At 61.5% G+C, this 19,343-nt stretch carries 8 protein-coding genes; 3 read left to right on the top strand and 5 right to left on the bottom strand.

Going from position 1 to position 19,343, the window contains the following annotated elements; all coding sequences use genetic code 11:
• Positions 1-523: phosphopantetheine-binding protein (locus tag AC1DR7_RS17525; protein ID WP_478076581.1), on the top strand; the 523-nt coding region annotated here is incomplete at its 5' end.
• Entirely contained in the window at positions 520-1,269 is a 750-nt protein-coding gene (locus tag AC1DR7_RS17520) for a thioesterase II family protein (RefSeq protein WP_457489095.1), read from the top strand. The genes AC1DR7_RS17525 and AC1DR7_RS17520, both read left to right, overlap by 4 nt.
• 55 nt (positions 1,270-1,324) lie before the next feature.
• Here the strand turns inward: AC1DR7_RS17520 and AC1DR7_RS17515 are convergent, their stop codons facing one another.
• From AC1DR7_RS17515 to AC1DR7_RS17505, 3 genes are read right to left on the bottom strand one after another with little or no spacing between them, the layout of a single operon-like run.
• Entirely contained in the window at positions 1,325-2,125 is an 801-nt protein-coding gene (locus AC1DR7_RS17515; protein WP_457489096.1) for a 4'-phosphopantetheinyl transferase family protein, read from the bottom strand.
• A gap of 5 nt (positions 2,126-2,130) precedes the next feature.
• Positions 2,131-3,846, bottom strand: coding sequence for a cyclic peptide export ABC transporter (locus AC1DR7_RS17510; RefSeq protein ID WP_478051719.1), 1,716 nt, complete (start codon positions 3,844-3,846; stop codon positions 2,131-2,133).
• Positions 3,843-6,302, bottom strand: a complete 2,460-nt coding sequence (locus AC1DR7_RS17505; RefSeq protein ID WP_478076580.1) for a penicillin acylase family protein — start codon at positions 6,300-6,302, stop codon at positions 3,843-3,845. The genes AC1DR7_RS17510 and AC1DR7_RS17505 overlap by 4 nt, the downstream gene beginning before the upstream one ends.
• Positions 6,303-6,714: 412 nt before the next feature.
• Here AC1DR7_RS17505 and AC1DR7_RS17500 point away from each other — a divergent pair, with 412 nt between their 5' ends.
• The gene (locus tag AC1DR7_RS17500; RefSeq protein WP_478076579.1) at positions 6,715-8,085 is read left to right on the top strand and encodes a hypothetical protein; all 1,371 of its coding nucleotides are present in this window, start codon (positions 6,715-6,717) and stop codon (positions 8,083-8,085) included.
• 91 nt (positions 8,086-8,176) lie between these two features.
• Here AC1DR7_RS17500 and AC1DR7_RS17495 read toward each other — a convergent pair whose 3' ends face one another.
• On the bottom strand, positions 8,177-13,480 hold the full coding sequence (locus tag AC1DR7_RS17495; RefSeq protein WP_478054631.1) for a MupA/Atu3671 family FMN-dependent luciferase-like monooxygenase: 5,304 nt from the start codon (positions 13,478-13,480) through the stop codon (positions 8,177-8,179).
• A complete protein-coding gene (locus AC1DR7_RS17490; RefSeq protein WP_478076582.1) occupies positions 13,477-19,311 on the bottom strand; it encodes an amino acid adenylation domain-containing protein in 5,835 nt (1,944 codons plus the stop codon). The genes AC1DR7_RS17495 and AC1DR7_RS17490 overlap by 4 nt, the downstream gene beginning before the upstream one ends.
• Between the last annotated feature and the right edge of the window lie 32 nt (positions 19,312-19,343).

Raw genomic sequence — 19,343 nt, 5'->3', positions numbered from 1 at the left:
CGTCGGGGACAAGCGCCTGGTGGCTTATCTGGTGGCCGAGGCGGGCGTGACGTTGCCCACGGATGTCTTGCGGGAAGCGCTGTCGCGAACCCTGGCCGAATACATGGTGCCCAGCGCATTTGTGGTGCTGGCGGCATTGCCGCTGATGGCAAACGGCAAGTTGGACCGGCATGCGTTGCCTGCCCCGGGGCTGGAGGCGTTGACCGGGCGGGCTTACGTGGCGCCGGAAGGGGAGGTGGAACAGGCGCTGGCCGCGATCTGGGTCGAGCTGCTGGGCGTGGAGCGGGTGGGACGGCACGACCACTTCTTCGAGCTGGGGGGGCACTCGCTGACGGCCATTCAACTTGTGACGCGCATACGTCAGCAGTTTGCCATTGAGCCCGCGCTTTCAGAGGTGTTCAAGCATCCGCGGTTGGCCGCGCTTGGCGACCAGATAGTGGCCAGGATACTGGCCGGGTACTCAGCCGAAGACCTGGTTGCACTGGAACAGGAAGTCGCGGCGATGGAGGGAGAAGCGCCATGATGGATCGTTCGTGGTTCCTCAAGCGTGGCTCTGCAGTGAACAGTGTCCGCCTGTACTGTTTCTCCTACGCTGGTGGCAACGCCGCCAGCTATCTGGGATGGCAGGAACAACTACCTGCGCCCTTGGAGATCTGCGCCGTACAGTTGCCAGGGCGCAGCGCGCGCTACGCCGAACCTCCATATCATGACCTGCCAACACTGATGGATACGCTGGTGCCGTTGCTGGCGCAGAGTGTTGACCGGCCGTTCGCATTCTTCGGCCACAGCCTGGGAGCGCTGGTTGCGTTTGAGGCGGCCCGCGGACTGGCGCTTAGAGGAGCATCGTTGCCCTGTCACCTGATCGTATCGGGATGCCACGCACCTCGCTTTCGCGACGAGCCCAAGGGGAGGCATCTGCTTGATGACAGTGCCTTGATCGACGTGCTGCGCGACTACAACGGTACGCCTACGGAAATTCTTGCCGACCCCGACCTGATGACGATGCTGCTACCTGTAATACGTGCCGACTTTGCCCTCGCCGAAACCTACCGTTATCAGCCTTCGCCGCCACTCGCTGTGCCGATCACGGCCTTCGCCGGCACGGATGAGGATCGTGCCAGCATCGATCAGATCACTGGTTGGAGTCTGGAAACCAGCGCTGGATTCGATCATCACCTCTTCGCGGGCGATCACTTCTTCATCCACGGCCAGCGGGATCAGGTCCTGCAACGTATTGCCTGCACGCTAGGTGCCAACGCCATCGCGTGAAGTATCGCGCCGATATGGTGCTGCGTGCGCGCCGGGGCTGGGGCCGGGACGTGATCTACCAACAAAAGCCGGTCAGCACGATATCGCCAGGTAGGTGGCGATAGCCTATATGCAGCAACTGACCAGCAACGAACGACTCGCATAAGGTCTCCTGCAGGATGATCGAGACCACGCGGCGTTGTCGGTCAACGTATTTCACCCTTGCACTGGAAAAGTCGAAATAGCGACCGACAGCGGCATGCGCGCCTTTGAACAGGGATTCCTTGGCCGAGAAGGCCGTTGTCAACAGTACATCGAAGCCCTCGTTGGCATGCCGCGATAGAAGGTAGGCGTACTCTTGCTCATCGACGACCGTTGCGAGCAGCGCCTGGGGCTCCTTGCCGACGGTGTGAACCGATTCGATGTCCACGCCCAGCCCGCCGTACACGTCTGCGGAAGAAACCACTGCGGCGGCAAGGCCCTCGATGTGCGAGATGCTGCCGATCACGCCTTCTGGCCACACAGGCTGCCGCTGATCGCCAATGGTAATCCCCGCCACCTGCAGGCCCTGCAACTGGAGGGCGGCCCGCGCCACCAAGCGTCCAAAGAAGAACTCCGCCTGCCGGCGGTGCACGCTACGGGCGATCTGCGGCGGCTGTTCAATTCCAGTCGCGGCAAACAGCCCATTGTCGAAGCGGTCGACATCGAATCGCAGCAGGCATACCGATGGGGAGCAGCGAGCGTCAAACAGATCGGCTTCGCACCACGCGTCAAGAATGGCCGGCCTGGCGGCAGGAGCCATGTCGGAGATCAGCTCCAGCAGGAGAGTCGGCGACCGCTGTAGCGGGCCAGGTCCGTGGCCAAGGTCAGACATCATGGAGTTCAAGGCGCCTCCCGTACCCCTTGGTGCGTACCGACATGATCCATCTGTGCAGTGAGTGGATTACATATGGAATGCACCAGTCCCTCTTCCAGCGTGATGATCTGGTCGGCAACATCGAAGTAGCGGTCATCATGGCTGATGGCAACAACGGCCTTGTTGCGCTGCTTCAGCGCCGGCAGGATTTCCTGATAGAAAACTGCCTTGAACACCGGGTCCTGGTCGGCGGCCCATTCGTCGAACAGGTACAGATCCTTGTCATCGAGGACGGCAATGAGCAGTGCGAGCCGTCGGCGCTGGCCGTCGGACAAGGCCAGTGTGGAGAATCGCCCATTACTGAACGCGATCTTGTGGTCCAGCTTCAATTCGCGCAACAATTCCTGTACACGCGGGCCTGCTGACGCATCGTCCAATCCCAAGACACGGTCGAATAGATAGTAGTCGGAGTATATCGACGCAATTCCCTGCCGAAGAGACCCGAGTGTGGCATCGCCAACCTGCTGATCGCCGAACAGGATGCGACCGCTGCTGGCCTGGTAATGAAGCGTAATCAGCTTGCTCAACGTGGATTTTCCGGAACCGTTGCCGCCAACGATGAAGGTAATCTCGCCGCGGCGGATGGTCAGATCCAGCGGGCCCACCTGAAAGCCGGTGCCATCCTTGCGCTCATGACGATAGCAGACCTTTTCAAACCTCACCTCACTCCAGGGGCGGACGTCCTCCTGGTGGTTGGCGATGGCCTCGGCGGGAATCTCATTGAACAGGATGGCGAACCGCTGCAGTGATACGTGCGAGATGCTCAGCTGCGGTATGGAATTGAGGATCACCGCGATCGGGCCGGTAATGTAGAGCAGGGCCATCACCACCCCGACCAGGTCCTCTGTGCTTATGGTGCGGTAGTTGACCAGGATGAAGATGATGGAGCCGATGACGAAGAAGCTGAGCAGGTCACCATAGTTGCTTGCGGCACGGACGATTGTGTGGCCGGCCTTCTCGTTGACCCTGACCTCGTCTTCATGTCTCATGATGACGTCGTCGAAGAACGCGATGCGCTTGGCGTCGTTGAGTTTGAGCTCTTTGATCCCATGAATCAGTCCATGAATCGATTCTTGTAGGCCATCGAACCCAGCGCGTGCGCGGATGAAGAAGCGGCGTCCGATCAACATCGGCACCTGGTAGCTAATGATTCCAAACACGATGCATCCGATCACGTACATGAATACATGCGTGTTCAGTATCAGCAGGAAGCCGAGCATGCCAATCAGCATGACAATGTCGATCAACAGGTCAGGCATCATCCGTGCGCCCAGCACGATCCGGGGGATGTCAGTGGTCAAAACCGCGATCATGCGCGCCGAACCGATGCGTTCCAGCGCCGGGAGAGGTGCACTTGCGATACGCGCGTACATGCGGGTCCGCAACCCTGAAGATACGTCAATGGCGATGCGGGTGAGCATGATCTGGGACAGCGTCCGCGCGACAAGGATGAGAATGCAGATGAGCGCGAAGACCATGGCGAAGGGCGCATGAGCGATCTCGAGGCCGAAAACGCGCGGCAGCACCGAGTCCACTGTTTGCAGCCGCGGGTCATCTGCCCGGATTGCACTGAGCACCAGCGGGATCAGCAGTGAATAGCAGATGCCCGAAAGCGCACCGAGCACGACCGATGCAAACACCCGGTTGGGCGCATGCTCGGAGAACTGGGAGAACAGTTTCATCGGCCTTGTCCCTCTGCGGGTGATGGCCGTGCGTGTTCGGCCGCAGGGGTGGAAAAGCCCAGCCGGTAGTAGCGCACGTCGCGGAATGGCTTGACCATGTCGGCAAAGTGCGTGCTCAGCGGGTTACCCGATTGCCCGGTCGAAATCATGTAATCGTGCGAGATGCCGCGTGGTCCGATCTCCATGACCTGGCGGAAGCCAGCGCCGAAACCCTGCAGGTACCCTTCTCCGTCCACGAACTGGGATCCAGCGACATTGATCGTATCAAGTGAGCCGCCGTTGCCAATGCGCCGCTCGAAAAGCAGGTTGAACGGTTTCATTCCACTGAACGGTATGTGCGAGTAGCGTGTTTGCTGCACGTGCGACCATCCCCAGCTCTGCATGCTCCAGTCTCCGCGTAGCTTATGCAGCTCGGTGAGAGCATCGGTCTGCGATTCCGCCAACAATCGCGCGCAGCTGCGCGCGGATTCGGAGTCGCGTGTATCGCACCATCCCTGGCCATCACCCTGGAGCAGCTCGGTCAGCTGCGCTGTGCCGACACCTTCGCCCAGACGCCGCGCGAGCGTGCTGGCCTGCGGTGATTCCCAGCCGCCGCGCAGACGAGCCTGGAACAGGCGCTGACGAAAGTGCCGCATCCAGGAGTTGAACACCGTTGCCGCCTGGCTGTCGGCGCGCATGTCGCCGTGCCAGTCCCGCAGGTATGCCGCTGCTGTCCCGGCATGCGATTGCTGTGGAAGCTGGTCGCGCAGCACATCCATCAAGGCTGCCGCATCTAGATCGAGCGTATCGCCCTGGATCTTCTGCATGTCGGAGGCGGTGAGCTTGCGTCCGGCATCGATGCGTTCCCTGAGCAGTTGCTCAATGCGCTTGGCACGTGCCGGCGAGGCCCAGTCATTGGACACGAAGTAAGGGTAATCGAGCCCGACAATGCGGTTGTTGGCGCTGACGATGTAGCCCGAGGGCGGGTTGTAGGCCTGTACCCACTGCTCCGATGGAATGTAGCCCGACCAGTCGTGGCTGCCGTCCCAGCCGGGAACAGGCAGCGTCCCCTGGCCTTGCCTTCGGACCGGGACCCTGCCGGCTGCGAGATAGCCGATATTGCCCTGCCGGTCGGCGTACAGCATGTTCATTGCCGGTGCCACCTRCCACTGCAGCGCCTGTTTGAACTGGGCCCAGCCGCTTGCATATCCCAGTCGGTAGAACGCCTCGTAGCTGGTGTCAGCCTGGTCCAGCCCGGTCCAGCGCAGCGCAACCGGGCTATCGAAGACATTGAAGTAGTCGCTGATGATGGGCCCATGGATGCTGCGTCGGACCTTGAGCTCGACAGGGAGATAGGGCTGGCGAAGACGCTCCGGGAAATCGGCGYGTACCCGGATGAGTTCCCGACTGACGTCAAATGACTTCCAACCCTGCTCGGTGGCGTAGCGGTTTCCCGCGACGTCGGCACGCTCTACGAACAAATCCTGCGTATCGGCCATCATGTTGGTCCCCGCCCAGGAGATATGCTCGTTGTGTCCGAAAACCACCACGGGCAAGCCCACCAAGCTCATGCCGGAGACCTGCAGATGCGGAGTGCGGATGCTGATCGCATACCAGAGCGAGGGAGTCTGCAGGCCCAGATGGGGGTCGTTGGCAAGTAACGCGCTGCCGGTCGATGTCAGTCGACCCTGGACCGCCCAAGCATTGCTGCCGGTGCCCGGATAGGCGATGAGCAGGTCCCGCTGCAGAGCAGTCTGTCGCGCCGAAACTGCCTCGAGTGCCTTTCGCGGGGCGCTGGCGCAGGCGGTGCAGGGCGCAGAGTCTGGATACGAGGGGAAGAAGGGGCCGACCTCCTGCGGAGACAGCATGCTCATGGCCAGGTAGTGGTCGATCTCGCGCCGAAAGTTGCCGCCCATGGTCAGGGCGAACATTTTGATCCAGGCAAGGGAATCGATTTCGGTCCAGGGCTCTGGCTTCAATCCAAGCAGCCGGAACTCAGGTGGCAGTGACGCGTTGGCCGCGATTGCCTCATTGATGCCACGCGTGTATGCAGAAAGCGATTGCTGGGCCTCAGGACTCAGTGCAGGCCAGGCCTCGCGGGCGGCGTTGTACAGCCCAAGGGTGCGGAACCAGACATCTGAATCGATACTCTTCTTGCCGAAGACTTCGCTGAGCCGCCCGCGAACCATCCAGCGCTGTACCTGCAGTTGCCATAGCCGATCCTGTGCGTGGGCATAGCCCACGGCGTAGTAGGCATCGAGATCGGCGCTGGCTTCAATGAGGATGGCGCCTTGGTGATCCCTGCTCAGCGTCACCGGCGGCCTGTCTACCTGCCGCAGAGTAATGCTGCCCCGATCAGGCAGGCTGCGCAGCAGGTCCATCCACAGCCAGGCAGCGGTCAGCAGGAGAGGAAGCAGCAGGAACAGCACGACCCGTGCCAGCAACGGGTGGCGACGGAGGAGGGGAATGAGTTTCATGCCGGGCACTTTCCGCCATTCAAGTCGGTCAATGCAGCACAGGGTACATACGTCCGGTACATCAGTTCGATATCCATTTCGCTAGGCCCGGGTTGCCACGATGCACAAGTCTGCATCATGCGCGAACAGAATGCAGCAGCAGACAGGCCGCATCGGCGTGTGTCTCCAGGCTGCGGGCAGCACCGTCGCATGCGTAGGGCTCGCAACGTAACGAGATCATCCGGATATGGTAAAAAGTCGGGTAGTTCATCGGCTTGCGCGGTCCCTGTTCACATTTTGAAGCACCGCCGGCCTGCGCCAACCTGAGCCGGAAGCTGCAGAAGGTAGATTGTCAGGGAAGGCGTTGCCGAGTCCGCAACGTGGGCGTTTTCTAGGTTTCACCGTCCTTCAGTCACATTCCCGGGAAAGGATCATGGAAAAGGAAATCATCGATAACCATGCAAGCGTCTCCGCTGTCGCAGCGCGCTTTCTTGATTACGCAGTGGGGCAAGGGAAATGTCTTGCCAGGCTTGACCTGCTCGACGACGATCTGCCGCCGATGCTGCGCAATTACAAGTTTGGGTTGCAGTCCTGGCCCTGGTTCATTTCGCCTGAAATGCAACGGACGTTGCAGGAGTGCGTCAGCCGGATACCCGCACTGGTGATGCGGGCCGTGCTGCTGGAGTTCGGCAAGGATACCCGCCGGTTCTGCAAGTTCTATGGTCTGYCGGATGTCGTGGGCGAAATGGTGCTTGCGGATAGTTTGAATACGGAGTTCGTGTGCCAGCGTACTGATGCCATTCTGACCAGCGAAGGGCTGAAGATCGTCGAACTCAATCTCGGTTTCACCATTGGAGGCTGGCAGATCCAGTGGATGGACCAGCAGTACCGGAAGCAGCGTGAATTGCAGCCATTCTTCGAGAACCTTGACTGTCATTCGCGGAATATCCCGTATGGCCAGATGAGCTATCTGATCCGCTCCGTTCAGAAGCAGGCGACGCATGGTTCCGATGGCAGGATCAATGTTGCTTTCATCATCAACGACGATTTCCTCGACCTGGACGGCGTACGCATGTTCAGGTCGATTTTCGAGCAGGCGCTGAAAGACCATGGTGCCGAAGGCGCGATTCATTTCCGGACTGAGCTTTCCGACCTCGCTTTCGAAGTCGATGGCGTCTATCTCGATGGTCAGCGTCTTGGCGCTATTCTTTCCGCGCACGACGACCCACCGGCCGGCTTGTTCCGGGCCAGCGTCACCGGGCAGATCATCTGGAGTGACAATACGCTGCAGTGGGTCTTGGCGGACAAACGGTCCCTTGCCTTGCTTTACAGGCATCGCAAGCATGCGTCTTTCAGCGATGAAGAGTGCACGATCATCGAACGCTTCCTGCCTTGGGCAACACCGCTCCGCGCTGGCAGAGTTGAATTCGAAGGTGCTATGGAGGACCTGCCCTCCCTGCTGCTGCGCAACAAGGATCGATTCGTAATCAAGGTTGCGATGGGTGGAAAAGGGGATGACGTTTTTGTCGGCAAGTACCAGGCAACCCAGGACTGGATCAGACTGGTCATGCGAGGCTTGGCAAGTGGAAACTGGTTGGTGCAGGAGTTCTGCCAGTCGCTTCCGTTCTATGGCCAACGCGGCGAGAGCGGATTTGGCGTTTTCAACGTCGTCTGGGGCATCTACGGCTTTGGCGATCAGTATTCCGGTTGCTGGCTGCGCTTGATGGAACGTGGGGCCGGCGCCGGCATCATCAATTCGGACAAAGGCGCGGAAGAGAGCATCGTTTACGAAGTTTCTGCCTGACCATCGGCAGGAGGCGCGGGTAGTCGCAGCCTGGAGCGGACCTGCAATGCGCGCGTCCAACGGGCGCGCGCATTGCGCTGGGTCTATGCGCTCAGTCAACCAGCTCCCTGTCGCGCAGCCTCAATCGCTCACTGACGATCTGTCCGATCTGTCCGATATGGGCGTCGTCGAACATCCGGTTGTGGCGCATATCGACCTTCAGGAGGTCGATGTGGCCATCCACAAGTTCGGTCCAGCGCCCCACCATTGCGTGAACGTCGTGGTCATCGTCCATGGCACCGACGTACACCAAGTCACCTTCGTATCGATCGGGCTGATAGTGCATGCTCATGTGAATGACATCCTTGATCGCAGATAGCTGTCGGTCAAGTTCCTCGATACTAGCGGCCTCGGGATAGATCTGCTTGCGTTTGAAGAACGCCAATGCGCGCTGCAGTAGCTGTTGGCGACTTTCAGCGGTCGATGCCAGATGCTGCAGTTCGTCCAGTTCGCTGCTGTCGCCGATCAGGTCATACACCTTCAGCATGTAGAGCAGCGCCTGTTGGTCCGGCCACTTCCGGCTGGGTGGCTCACCGCTGGCGATCAGCGCGTCGAGCATGCACAGGAAGGAGACATCCTCGCCGGCCGCCTTCAGCTGGCGCGCCATCTCGTAGACCGCCAGTCCGCCAAAAGACCACCCAAGCAGTTGGTAGGGCCCGTTGGGCTGCACGCTTCTGATCAGGTCGATATAGCTGCGTGCGAGTCCGGCCACGGTGCCCGGGCCCGCGCCCTCAGCGGGAGGGGTCGGGTACTGGATGGCATACAGAGTGGCAGCTTCCCCGATCGCTGAACACAGTTTGGCGTAGTGCGCAGCATCTCCGGTTCCGCCATGCACGCAGAAGAGCGGTGGCGCCGCGCTATCGTTGGACAATCTGGTCAATGCGCTGCGCGGCGTTTCCGGCGGGGTCCCGCCAAGTTCGAGGGCCGCGATCGACTGGCGTTCAAACAGGTCGCGGACCGAGATCTTCACGCCGAGTGCCTTCTGGGCGCGGTTGATCATCCGTATGGCGGAGACGGAATTTCCTCCGAGTTCGAAGAAGCCATCGGTAATGCCGACCTGCTCCTGGCGCAGAACTTCGGCCCAGATCCTGACCAGTCCGGCTTCGATCTCGTTTCGCGGCGCAACAGGGCCTGCCTTGGCGCGTAGGCAGGCGGGGTCGGGCAAGGCCTGTTGATCAACTTTTCCGCTCGGTGTCAGCGGAAGCCGGTCGAGCAGGATGATGCTGGCAGGACGCATGTAGACGGGGAGTTCGCGGCTGAGCAATGTTTGCAGTTCTGCAGCACGGAGCGGTCGGCCCGAGACGAGGCGAAGTCGGTTCAGATGCGGAAGGCTGGCCAGTACGCGTTCTGCGGGCAGACCGAAGTCCACCAGGCAGGCGAACTCGTCCACGCCCGCATCGAGCAGGCCGCGTACGGTCTCCTGGCACGATTGCGGGGAGCCGATCAGTGCCTTGCTGGCAAGGAAGCGGTCGACGGCAAGGCTGATCACTTCGTCGGAGAGTTCATGATCAGTTTGCACGTCGAGGCCAAGGGCTGCGCCGACATCCTTGCGCAGCTTCAACTGCGATCGGAAGTAGTTCTGCAGGTGTGGCCGGGCCTCGGCGATGGCTGCCGCCGCGTCTTCGTCCATGTAGGTGTGCAGCATCACCGCAACCCGGCCGGTGGACGGGTCATGCCCGGCCTGTTGCCTCGCTTCGCGATAGGCGGCGATCTTGTCGGCCAAGCCTGCCACGGTCGTGTTGAGGACGTGGGTGAGGACATTGGCGCCGACGCGACCGGCATCGGCGAACGTCTGAGGGGCACCTGCAGCGGTAATCCAGACCGGTAGCTCCGCTTGCACCGGACGCGGCTGGGTACCGATCTCGACCACGTCGCCGACGCCGTTCTTTCGCGTGATGGTGCCGCCGCGCCAGAGCGTCCGGACGTGTTCGATCCCCTCGAGCATGGCCTGATGGCGCTGTTGGAAGTTGTCTGGCGCGAGTACGAAATCGTTGGGGACCCAGCCGGAGGCGAAGGAGAGGGCAACACGGCCACCGGAGAGGCGATCAACGACGGCCCATTCCTCGGCAACCCGAAGCGGGTCGTGCAGCGGAAGTACGACGCTGCCCGAACGCAGCTGCAGCGTCTTGGTAACCATGGCTGCGGCCGCGCTCAACACCGACGGGTTCGGGAATGCCGCACCCACCTCGGTGAAGTGCCGCTCTGGTGTCCAGATAGCGTTGAAGCCCATCTGGTCCGCTACTTTCACGCTTTCGATATACAGCGCCAGCTCATCGGTTCCGGGCGTGCTGGTGGCATCGGAGAAATAGAACAGGCCGAAGGGAGCCGGATCAGCTGCCGCGGCCGGTGTCGGGACCACGTAAGCCGCCAGTTGCTGGTCGTCGCCGTGGCTGACCACGATAGATTCGGCCACGCCGGGGTGTTGCTCCAGGGTGCTTTCGATCTCGCCGGGTTCGATACGAAACCCATGTTTGTTGATCTGACGGTCGGCGCGACCGCGATGCTCAAGGCCGATGCCATTCCGCCAGATGACGCGGTCTCCGGTGCGATACAGCCGTACACCCGGTTGGAGAGGTGAGTCGATGAAGGCTTTGGAGGTCAGCTCGGGATTGCCGAGGTACCCGGGCCCCAGACCGTGGCTGCTGACGTAGAGCTCGCCCTCCACGCCGTGCGGTACCGGTCGCATGTGTTCATCCAGCACATACACTTCTACGCCGGGCAGTGGCCGTCCGATTGGCACGGTTGCACCACCTTCGCTGGGGCTGAAGGTATGTGCGCTGGCGTCCCAGAACTCGGTGGTGCCATAGATGTTGACCAGTTCCACATGGGGCAGCGCGTCGTGGAAACGTTGTGCCAATTCGGCCTGAAGTGGTTCGCCGCTGGAGACACAGAGGCGCAGGGCAGGCAGGTTCTGGCCGGTGGCCTGTAGATGCGATGCGAGGCCGGCAAGCAGCGTGGGTACTAGGACGATGTGGCTGACGTTACCTTTGCGCAGGGCCAGGCAGAGCTCCTGCGGATCCAGCAGTGCGGCCTGTGGGATGACCTCAATGGTGGCTCCCGTGATCAGCGGCAGGAATACCTCCCACAGCGAATCGATGAAGTTGATGGAGGTTTTCTGGGCATAGATTTCACTTCCATCGCGTCGCTCGCGTTCGGGCAGCAGGCGACCGGTGAGCATTCGATGAAGGCCCGGCACGCCCTTGGGTCGACCGGTAGAGCCAGAGGTGTACAACACGTAGGCGGTATCGTTTGCAGAGGTCTTTGGATCAGTCCATGGCTGGTCTTGTCCGGTGATCTGGTCGATCAGCACGGTCCTGGCCTTTGGCAGATCAAGCAACGACTGCTGGCTCGAATGGGTTACCAGGACGCTGCAGCCGCTGTCGCGGGCCATGTAATCCAGGCGCTCGGTCGGGTAGTCCGGGTCCAACGGGAGATATATCCCGCCCGCCTTGAACACGGCCAGAAGCGCGACGATCTGGTCAAGCGAGCGCGGTAGGCAGATACCAACCACGCTGTTGCGCTCCACGCCGACGCTCTGCAGGTGGCCGGCAAGGGCCACCACTCGATTGCCGAGCTCACGATAGGTCAGCGCCTCATTCCCCGATCGGACGGCGATGCAATCGGGATGACGGGTGATCGCATCATCGACATGATGCTGGATGCTTCCCGCTGCTGCCACCAACTGCGGGCCCTGCCACTGTTCCAGCAAGGTCGATTCATCTTCGGCTGTCAGGATTGGAATATCCGTCAGCGGACGATCTGGATGGTTCCCAATGGCATCTATGATGCCGATGATTGCATTGCGAATCAGGGACAGCACCTGATCGGGGTCGATGCCTCTAGCCGCTTGGATCGAAAGCTTGAGCGCGGATTGATACTCGTCGATTGAAAGCGTGAGCGGGTAGTTGTTTCCCTCATGCTGTTCCACAAAGCTGATGCCGGCTTCCGGAACGACGGGTGCGTCCAGTAGCGGACGATCACGGGAGCTGCTATGGCGGTAGTTCACCACCGAGGTGAACAGTGGAACGCCGTTGGGCAGGTTGGCGGCCTTCTGGGTGACGGTGAGTGGGGCATGCTCATGATGCAGGAGCTCTGCCAGTAGAGTCTGCATGTGTCGCGCACATTCAATGACCGATTGCCCAACATGCACTATCACGGGTAGCGTATTGATGGAAACTCCGAGAATTCTCTCGTTGCTTCCGCCGGCCTTGAGTCGGCCGAACATGACTGTACCGAACACCGGTGCATCGGTGTTGCAGACTTTCGCCAGCACATGTCCCCATGCCACATGCATGAGGCTGGTCATGCTTAGGCCCTCGGAGCGGGCGAGCCTGGCCAGCCGTGCGACGATGTCCTCGCCGAGTACGATGCTGCGTTCGACGATTCCTGATCCATCCCGGTGCACGTTGAGCAGGCCGAATGGCGCAGTGGTGCGCTGTACGTCCCCCAGCATCTGCTTGAAGAATGCATCGGGTCGACTGTCCTGCTGGCTTGACTTCACATGGGCGACGAAGTTGCGGTAGGGAACCGGCGTTGGCAGGCTCTGCGCCTGCCCAGTCATGATCGCGATGATCTCCGAGGTCACCACGTCACCTGTCGTCCGGTCAGTGGTGAGGTGGTGCATGAGCTGCATGACAATCAGCCGGCCGCTATGCGGATCGTTGGCGACCAGCAGTTTCACCAGTGGTGCCGTCCGCAGGTCAAGCCGGTAGTGGGTAGGGCTGAAGCGTGTCTTCATCTGCTCGATGAGATCCCCGTCGCCCGGGTCGAGATCGACGTCTTCGACCTGGACCTTGGCTTCCCTCACCACCACCTGGACAGGATCGCGCAGATTCTCCCAGCGCAGGCAGGTGCGCAGGATGTCGTGGCGCGCGATGACTTGGTTGAAGGTATCCACATAGGCGTCCAGAGTGGCTCGATCCTCGACGTTGTAGATGCTCCAGATGAGGTAGGGGTCGCCCTTGTCGGCCATCAGGTAGTGGAAGAGCATGCCTTCCTGGAGTGGGGTGAGCGGGTAGATATCCTGGATGGCCGCAGCGCCGCCATCCATCGAAGCGACGATCTGATCGATCTCTTCCTGCGTGATGTCCAGCAAGGGGAGCAGCTCGGGGACGATCCTGTCCACACCCGGCTCGAGCAGGTTGGCCGGAATCGCTTCGCTTTCATCCTGCTCGTAGTTGAAGGACTCGCCCGCGCCGAGCCTTTCGAGAATCTGGTCGCGATTGGACTTGATCAGATCGATGAGTTCGCGGTCCTTCAAGGCGGCACCGGGACCACGAAGGGACAGTTTGCCGTCGACCTGGCGGATGGAGGCCTGCCGAACCTGAAGCAGCGCGTGAAGTGAGGCAAGGCTCATAGGACGATCTCTCCGTATTCTTGGGTATTGGCGGCAATATCCGCGAGCACCGGTGTTGTGAAGATGGTGCGGATGTCCGCCTGCAGGTTCGATCGGCGCATGTGCTCGATGATGCGCACGGCCAGCAGGGAATGCCCGCCAAGCTCGAAGAAGTTGTCATGGCGACCGACCTTCTCCACGCCCAGGACTTCACTCCAGATCCGTGCCAGCTCGGTTTCGATCTCGCCGATCGGCGCCTGGTACGGCCGGCTGAGGTAGGCCTCGCCATCCGGTGCCGGCAGTGCCTTGCGGTCCTGTTTGCCGTTGGATGTCACCGGCATCTCGTCCATTTTCACGTAGGCAGCCGGCACCATGTACTCGGGTAGCTTGCCGCCCAGGTGGGTCAGCAGGCGTTCGGTGGATACGTCTGCGTCGTGGGTGGTGGTGTAGTAGGCGACCAGACGGTGGTCGCCAGGCACGTCTTCGCGGACCATGACGATGGCATCGCGGACGCCCGGGAAGTGCAGCAGCTGGGCCTCGATTTCGCCCAGCTCGATGCGGAAGCCACGAACCTTGACCTGGAAGTCGTTGCGGCCAATGAACTCGATGTCGCCGTTGGAGAAGAAGCGGGCCAGGTCACCGGTGCAGTAGAGCGGTCCGGGAATGTCCGGCCAGGGCGAGGAGACGAATCGCTCGGCGGTCAGTTGCGGGTCGGTATAGCCCTCGGCCAAGCAGGGACCGGCGATGTACAGGTTGCCGATGACGCCGACCGGGACCGGCTGCAGGTGGGCATCAAGCACATAGTAGCGGGCGTTCTGGATCGGGCGGCCGTAGGGGATGCTGCGCCAGTCGCCGCTGACCTGGTGAACTTCGAAGTGGTTGGACCAGATGGTCGCTTCGGTGGCACCGCCCAGGGAAATGAAGCGGGCATTGGGGAAGGCATCGGCCATGGCGCCGGGCAGCGACAGTGGGATCCAGTCACCACTGTTGAAGATCAGGCGCAGCGAGGGATTCTGCCGGGGTATCTGCTGCAGGAACGGCACCAGCAGCTGCAGGGCGGCCGGGGCCGAATCCCAGAAGGTCACGCGCGGATCGAGCACAGCCTCGGCCAAGCGCTGCGGATCGGCCAACTGGTCAGTGCTGGCCATCTGGATGGTGGCACCGGCGGCCAGGATGCCGAAGATGTCGTAGACGGACAGGTCAAAGCTGATCGAGGTGATGAACAGCAGGCAGTCGTTGTGATCGACCTGGTAGGTCCGGTTGACCCAATGGATCAGGTTGATGACCGGAGCATGGGCAACTTTGATGCCCTTGGGCTTACCCGTGGAACCGGAGGTATAGATGATGTAGGCCAGGTCACGGCTGCCCAGGCCAAGCAGGGCCGGTGGCAGGTTGGTGGCCTCCTGGTTTGCCCAGGCCTGTGCATCGGCCTGCAGGTCCACCACGACCGGCAACACGGGCAGGCCGGCAAAGGTACTACGCAGCTTGTCGCGGGTAGCTGCATGGACCATCGCCACCTGCGGGCGTGCATCGGCCAGCATCGAAACAAGCCGGTCGACAGGATAGCTTGCATCCAGCGGCACATAGGCACCGCCGGCCTTGAGGATGGCGACCAGGCCGATGACCATTTCCGGCGAACGGTCCACGCAGATGGCAACCTGCACGCCGGGGGCGACACCTTGATCACGCAGATGCCTGGCCAGGCGATTGGCCTGCTCATTGAGCTGGCGATAGCTGAGGGTATGTTCCTGGAAGCGCAGCGCGATGGCATCCGGGGACTCGGCGGCACGGGCCTCAAACAGCTCATGRATGCAGCGCTTGGCCGGGTATGGTGTGGCGGTGGCATTCCAGTCGACCAGAATCTTGTGCCGTTCCTCGGCTGGCAGCACGCCGAGCGTCTGCAGGTTGCTGTCCGGCTCTTGTTCCAAGGCCTGGATCAGCGATTCCAACGCGGTGCGTACCATGTTGCAGACCAGATCGGGATCTACTGCCGGCAGGACCTGGATGGAGGTCAGGAAATCCTCTTCGATGTCGTCAACATTGAGCACAAGCGGATAGTTGGTGCGTTCCTCGCTGACCAGCTCCTCGACCTGGGTGGAGGTCATGCCATCGATGGGATTTCCGGCCTCATTCATGGCGTGGCGGTAGTTGAGAATGGCGGTAAACAGCGGAGCTGGTGCGGCTACACCGCTGCAACGCTGGGCCAGAGCAAGGGAGGCATGCTCATGGGACATGAGCTCGGTCAGTCGTCGATGGGTGGCGCGGACGCCCTCGGTGGCACCCACGCCTTCCACCTTTACCAGGATGGGGAGGGTGTTGATGAACGGGCCGAAGATGCGGTCGGCCGATTCGTCCAGAGACATGCGACCGAACAACACGGTGCCAAAGACTGCATCGGGCCGGCCGGCCGTGCGCGCGACGACCTGCGCCCACGCTACGTGGAACAGGCTGGCCGCACTGACCCCCAATTGTTTGGCCTTGCGTCTGATGTGCCGGGACAGGCCGATGGGCAGGCGCCGCCTGGCTTCGACGACGTGGGCTCCATCGCCATGTACGTTGAGTAGATTGAACGGTGCGGTCGCCTCCGTGACGTCGCGCAGCATACTGCGGAAGAAGGCCTCATCATCGGCATTGCTGCCTTCATGTCGCGCACGTGCGACCACGTGCTTGAACGGCAGGGGCGATGGGAGCGCGGCTGCGCCGCCGTGAAGTATGGCCATGACCTCATGATTGAGCAGCTGTGCCGTGGTGACATCGTCGATAAGGTGGTGGACCATCCGGATCGCGAGCCACTGTCCGCTGGCGGCATCATGCGCGGCGTAGACTCGCATMAACGGCGCACTCTGGAGGTCGAGTCGGTAGTGGCGGGGGTCGACGTGGCCAACCAACTGTTCTGCGACGTCGCCAACGGCAGCGTCGAACGTCAGGACCTGTAGGGAGAGCGGTGCCTGGCGCCAGACCACCTGCAACGGCGAGGTCAGCCCTTCCCAGACCACGCTGGTCCGGCAGATGTCGTGGCGCGCGATCACCGCGTTCAATGCCTCAACGTAGGCGTCCAGTGCCTGCTTTTCACCGAACCGCACAAGGCTCCACATCAGGTAGGGATCGCTCTGCGTTTCCATCAGGTGATGGAACAGGATGCCCTCCTGCAGGTGGGTTAGAGGATAGATGTCCTTGATATTGGACATGCCCCCTTCGACAGCCTCGGCGATATGATCGATGTCTTCCTGGCTCAGTGCCGCCAGCGGGACCATTTCTGGTGTGATCCGGGACGTTCCCTCCGGAACCGCCGGGGGCACCACATTCGTCCGCGTGGTGCGCTCGCCCTGCACCGCCTCGGCCAGCTGCATCAGCACCGGGGCCTTGAAGATGGTGAGTACGTTGGCATGAAGGTTGGACTGCTTCATCCGCTCCAGCATGCGCACCGCCAACAGCGAGTGACCGCCAAGCTCGAAGAAGTTGTCGTTGCGTCCGATGGTACCCACGCCCAGGACCTCACTCCAGATCTGCGCCAGCTCGTTTTCGACCCTGCCGACCGGCGCCACGTATGGCTTGCTCACGTAGGTCTCCCGGTCGGGTGCCGGCAGTACTGCACGGTCCAGTTTGCCGTTGCTGGTGACTGGCATCCCCTCCATCTTGATATACGCTGCCGGGACCATATGCTCGGGCAGTGCCGCGGCCAGTCGTGACGTCAGCATTTCTGCAGACGGAACGGCGCCGGCATCGGTGGTGTAGTAAGCGACCAGCCGCTTGTCACCGGGCATATCTTCGCGGACGAGCGCGATCGCTTCGCGGATGCCTGGGCATGCCGCCAACTGTGCTTCGATTTCGCCCAGCTCGATGCGGAAGCCGCGCAGCTTCACCTGGAAGTCATTTCGGCCTATGTACTCGATGTCGCCGTTGGCCAGGAAGCGAGCCAGGTCGCCGGTCCGGTACAGCCGGTCGTTCTGAACGAACGGATTGGCGATGAACTTGTCCGCCGTCAGCTCTTGGCGATTGAGGTAGCCACGCGCCAGGCCGACGCCGCTCAGATGCAGCTCGCCAACCACGCCGATCGGGGTTGGGGTACCTGCCGGGTCCAGGATGTAGGCTCGCGTGTTGTCGATCGGCCGGCCGATGGTGACGGGCTGGTCTTCCTCGAAAGGCCGCGGGCAGGTCCAAGCGGTGACGTCGACAGTTGCTTCCGTCGGCCCGTACAGGTTGTGCAGTCGGGTCGTCTCCAGCCGCTCCATGAAGCGGCGGGCCAGCATGGCTGGAAGTGCCTCGCCGCTGCAGAAAACGTCCTTCAGGGAGGTGCAGCCGGCGCTGCCCTCGTGGTCGACGAAGGCCTGCAACATAGATGGAACAAAGTGGACAATTGTGATCTGCTGGTCATTCATCAGGCCAACTAGGTAGTCCGGATCCTTGTGTCCATTCGGGCGTGCCAGCACAAGGCAGGCACCGGCAGACAGTGAACCGAAGAGTTCCCAGACCGATACGTCGAAGGTGATCGGGGTCTTTTGCAGGATTGTGCTGTGGCTGTCAAACCCGTAGGTCTTCTGCATCCACACCAGCCGATTGACCAAGGAATGATGCTCGATCATTACCCCCTTGGGTCTGCCGGTGGAGCCGGAGGTGTAGATGACGTAGGCCAGGTCTCGGCTGCCCAGCCCGAGCATCGCTGGCGCCAGGTTGGTGGCGTCCTGCGTTTTCCAGGTATGGGCATCAACCAGCAGGTCGATCACCGCTGGAGGTGCCGCAAGAGCGTCCAGTGCCGCCTGCAGCGGTGCCTGCGAAGAGGCATGGGTCAATACAACCGGAGGCGCCGCATCGTCCAGCATGAAGGCCAGGCGATCGGTGGGATAGGCGGGATCCAACGGCAGGTAGGCACCACCGGCCTTGAGGATGGCCAGCAGGCCGACCATCATTTCGATGGATCGATCCACACAGATGGCGACCTTTACCCCTGGCCCCACGCCCTGTTCGCGGAGGTGCCTGGCCAAGCGGTTGGCATGCTCGTTGAGTTCACGATAGGTGAGCGAGTGCTCCTCGAAACGCAGTGCCGTAGCATCCGGTTGCCACTCTACCTGCGCTTCAAACAGCTCATGAACGCAGCGTTCGGCCGGATAGGGCGTCGCGGTCGCATTCCAGTCGACCAGGATCTTGTTGCGCTCGGCGTCGGGTAGCAGCGGCAGGCTATCGACAGCCTGGGTGCTGTCGGCGACCATCGCCGACAGGATCGTCTGCAGATACGCACCGAAACGCTCGATGGTGTTGCGATCGAACAAGGCGGTGGCGTAGTTCAGTGAACCGACCRGACCATCGGGGCTCTCACCCAGGTTCAGGGTCAGGTCGAATTTGGCGAAGGATGTGGTGGCATCCAGCACCCGCGCAGTGATATCGGCCAGCGCCAGGTCACTGTGTTCCGTATCCTGCCAGGCCAGCATGACCTGGAATATTGGCGTGTGGGCTAGGCTGCGCGCCGGGCGCACGATTTCCACAATCTGTTCGAAAGGTAGATCCTGGTGATGCTGGGCGCTCAGCGCGGTCTCACGCACTCGCGTGAGCAGATCGGCGACACTGAGTGGGCCGTAGGTGTCGATGCGCAGAGCCAAGGTGTTGACGAAGAAGCCGATCAGCCCCTCCAGCTCCAGTCGCGGTCGATTGGCGGTGGGCGTGCCAATGACCAGGTCGGTTTGCCCGGACAGGCGAGACAACAGCACGGACCAGGCGGAAAGCACGGTCATGTAGAGGGTAACGCCGCATTGTTGGCTCAGCGCCTTCAGGCGTGCGGTCAAGGCGGCATCGATCACCAGGGGCACCGCATCGCCTGCGAAGTCCTGCACGGTGGGACGCCGACGGTCGCTCGGCAGCTCCAGCAGGGCTGGCGCATCGGCCAGCTTCG

Source organism: Stenotrophomonas sp. P5_A9 (assembly GCF_056400525.1).
Note: the sequence above shows the minus strand (reverse complement) of the source record. Positions and strands in the feature narration are given on the sequence as shown.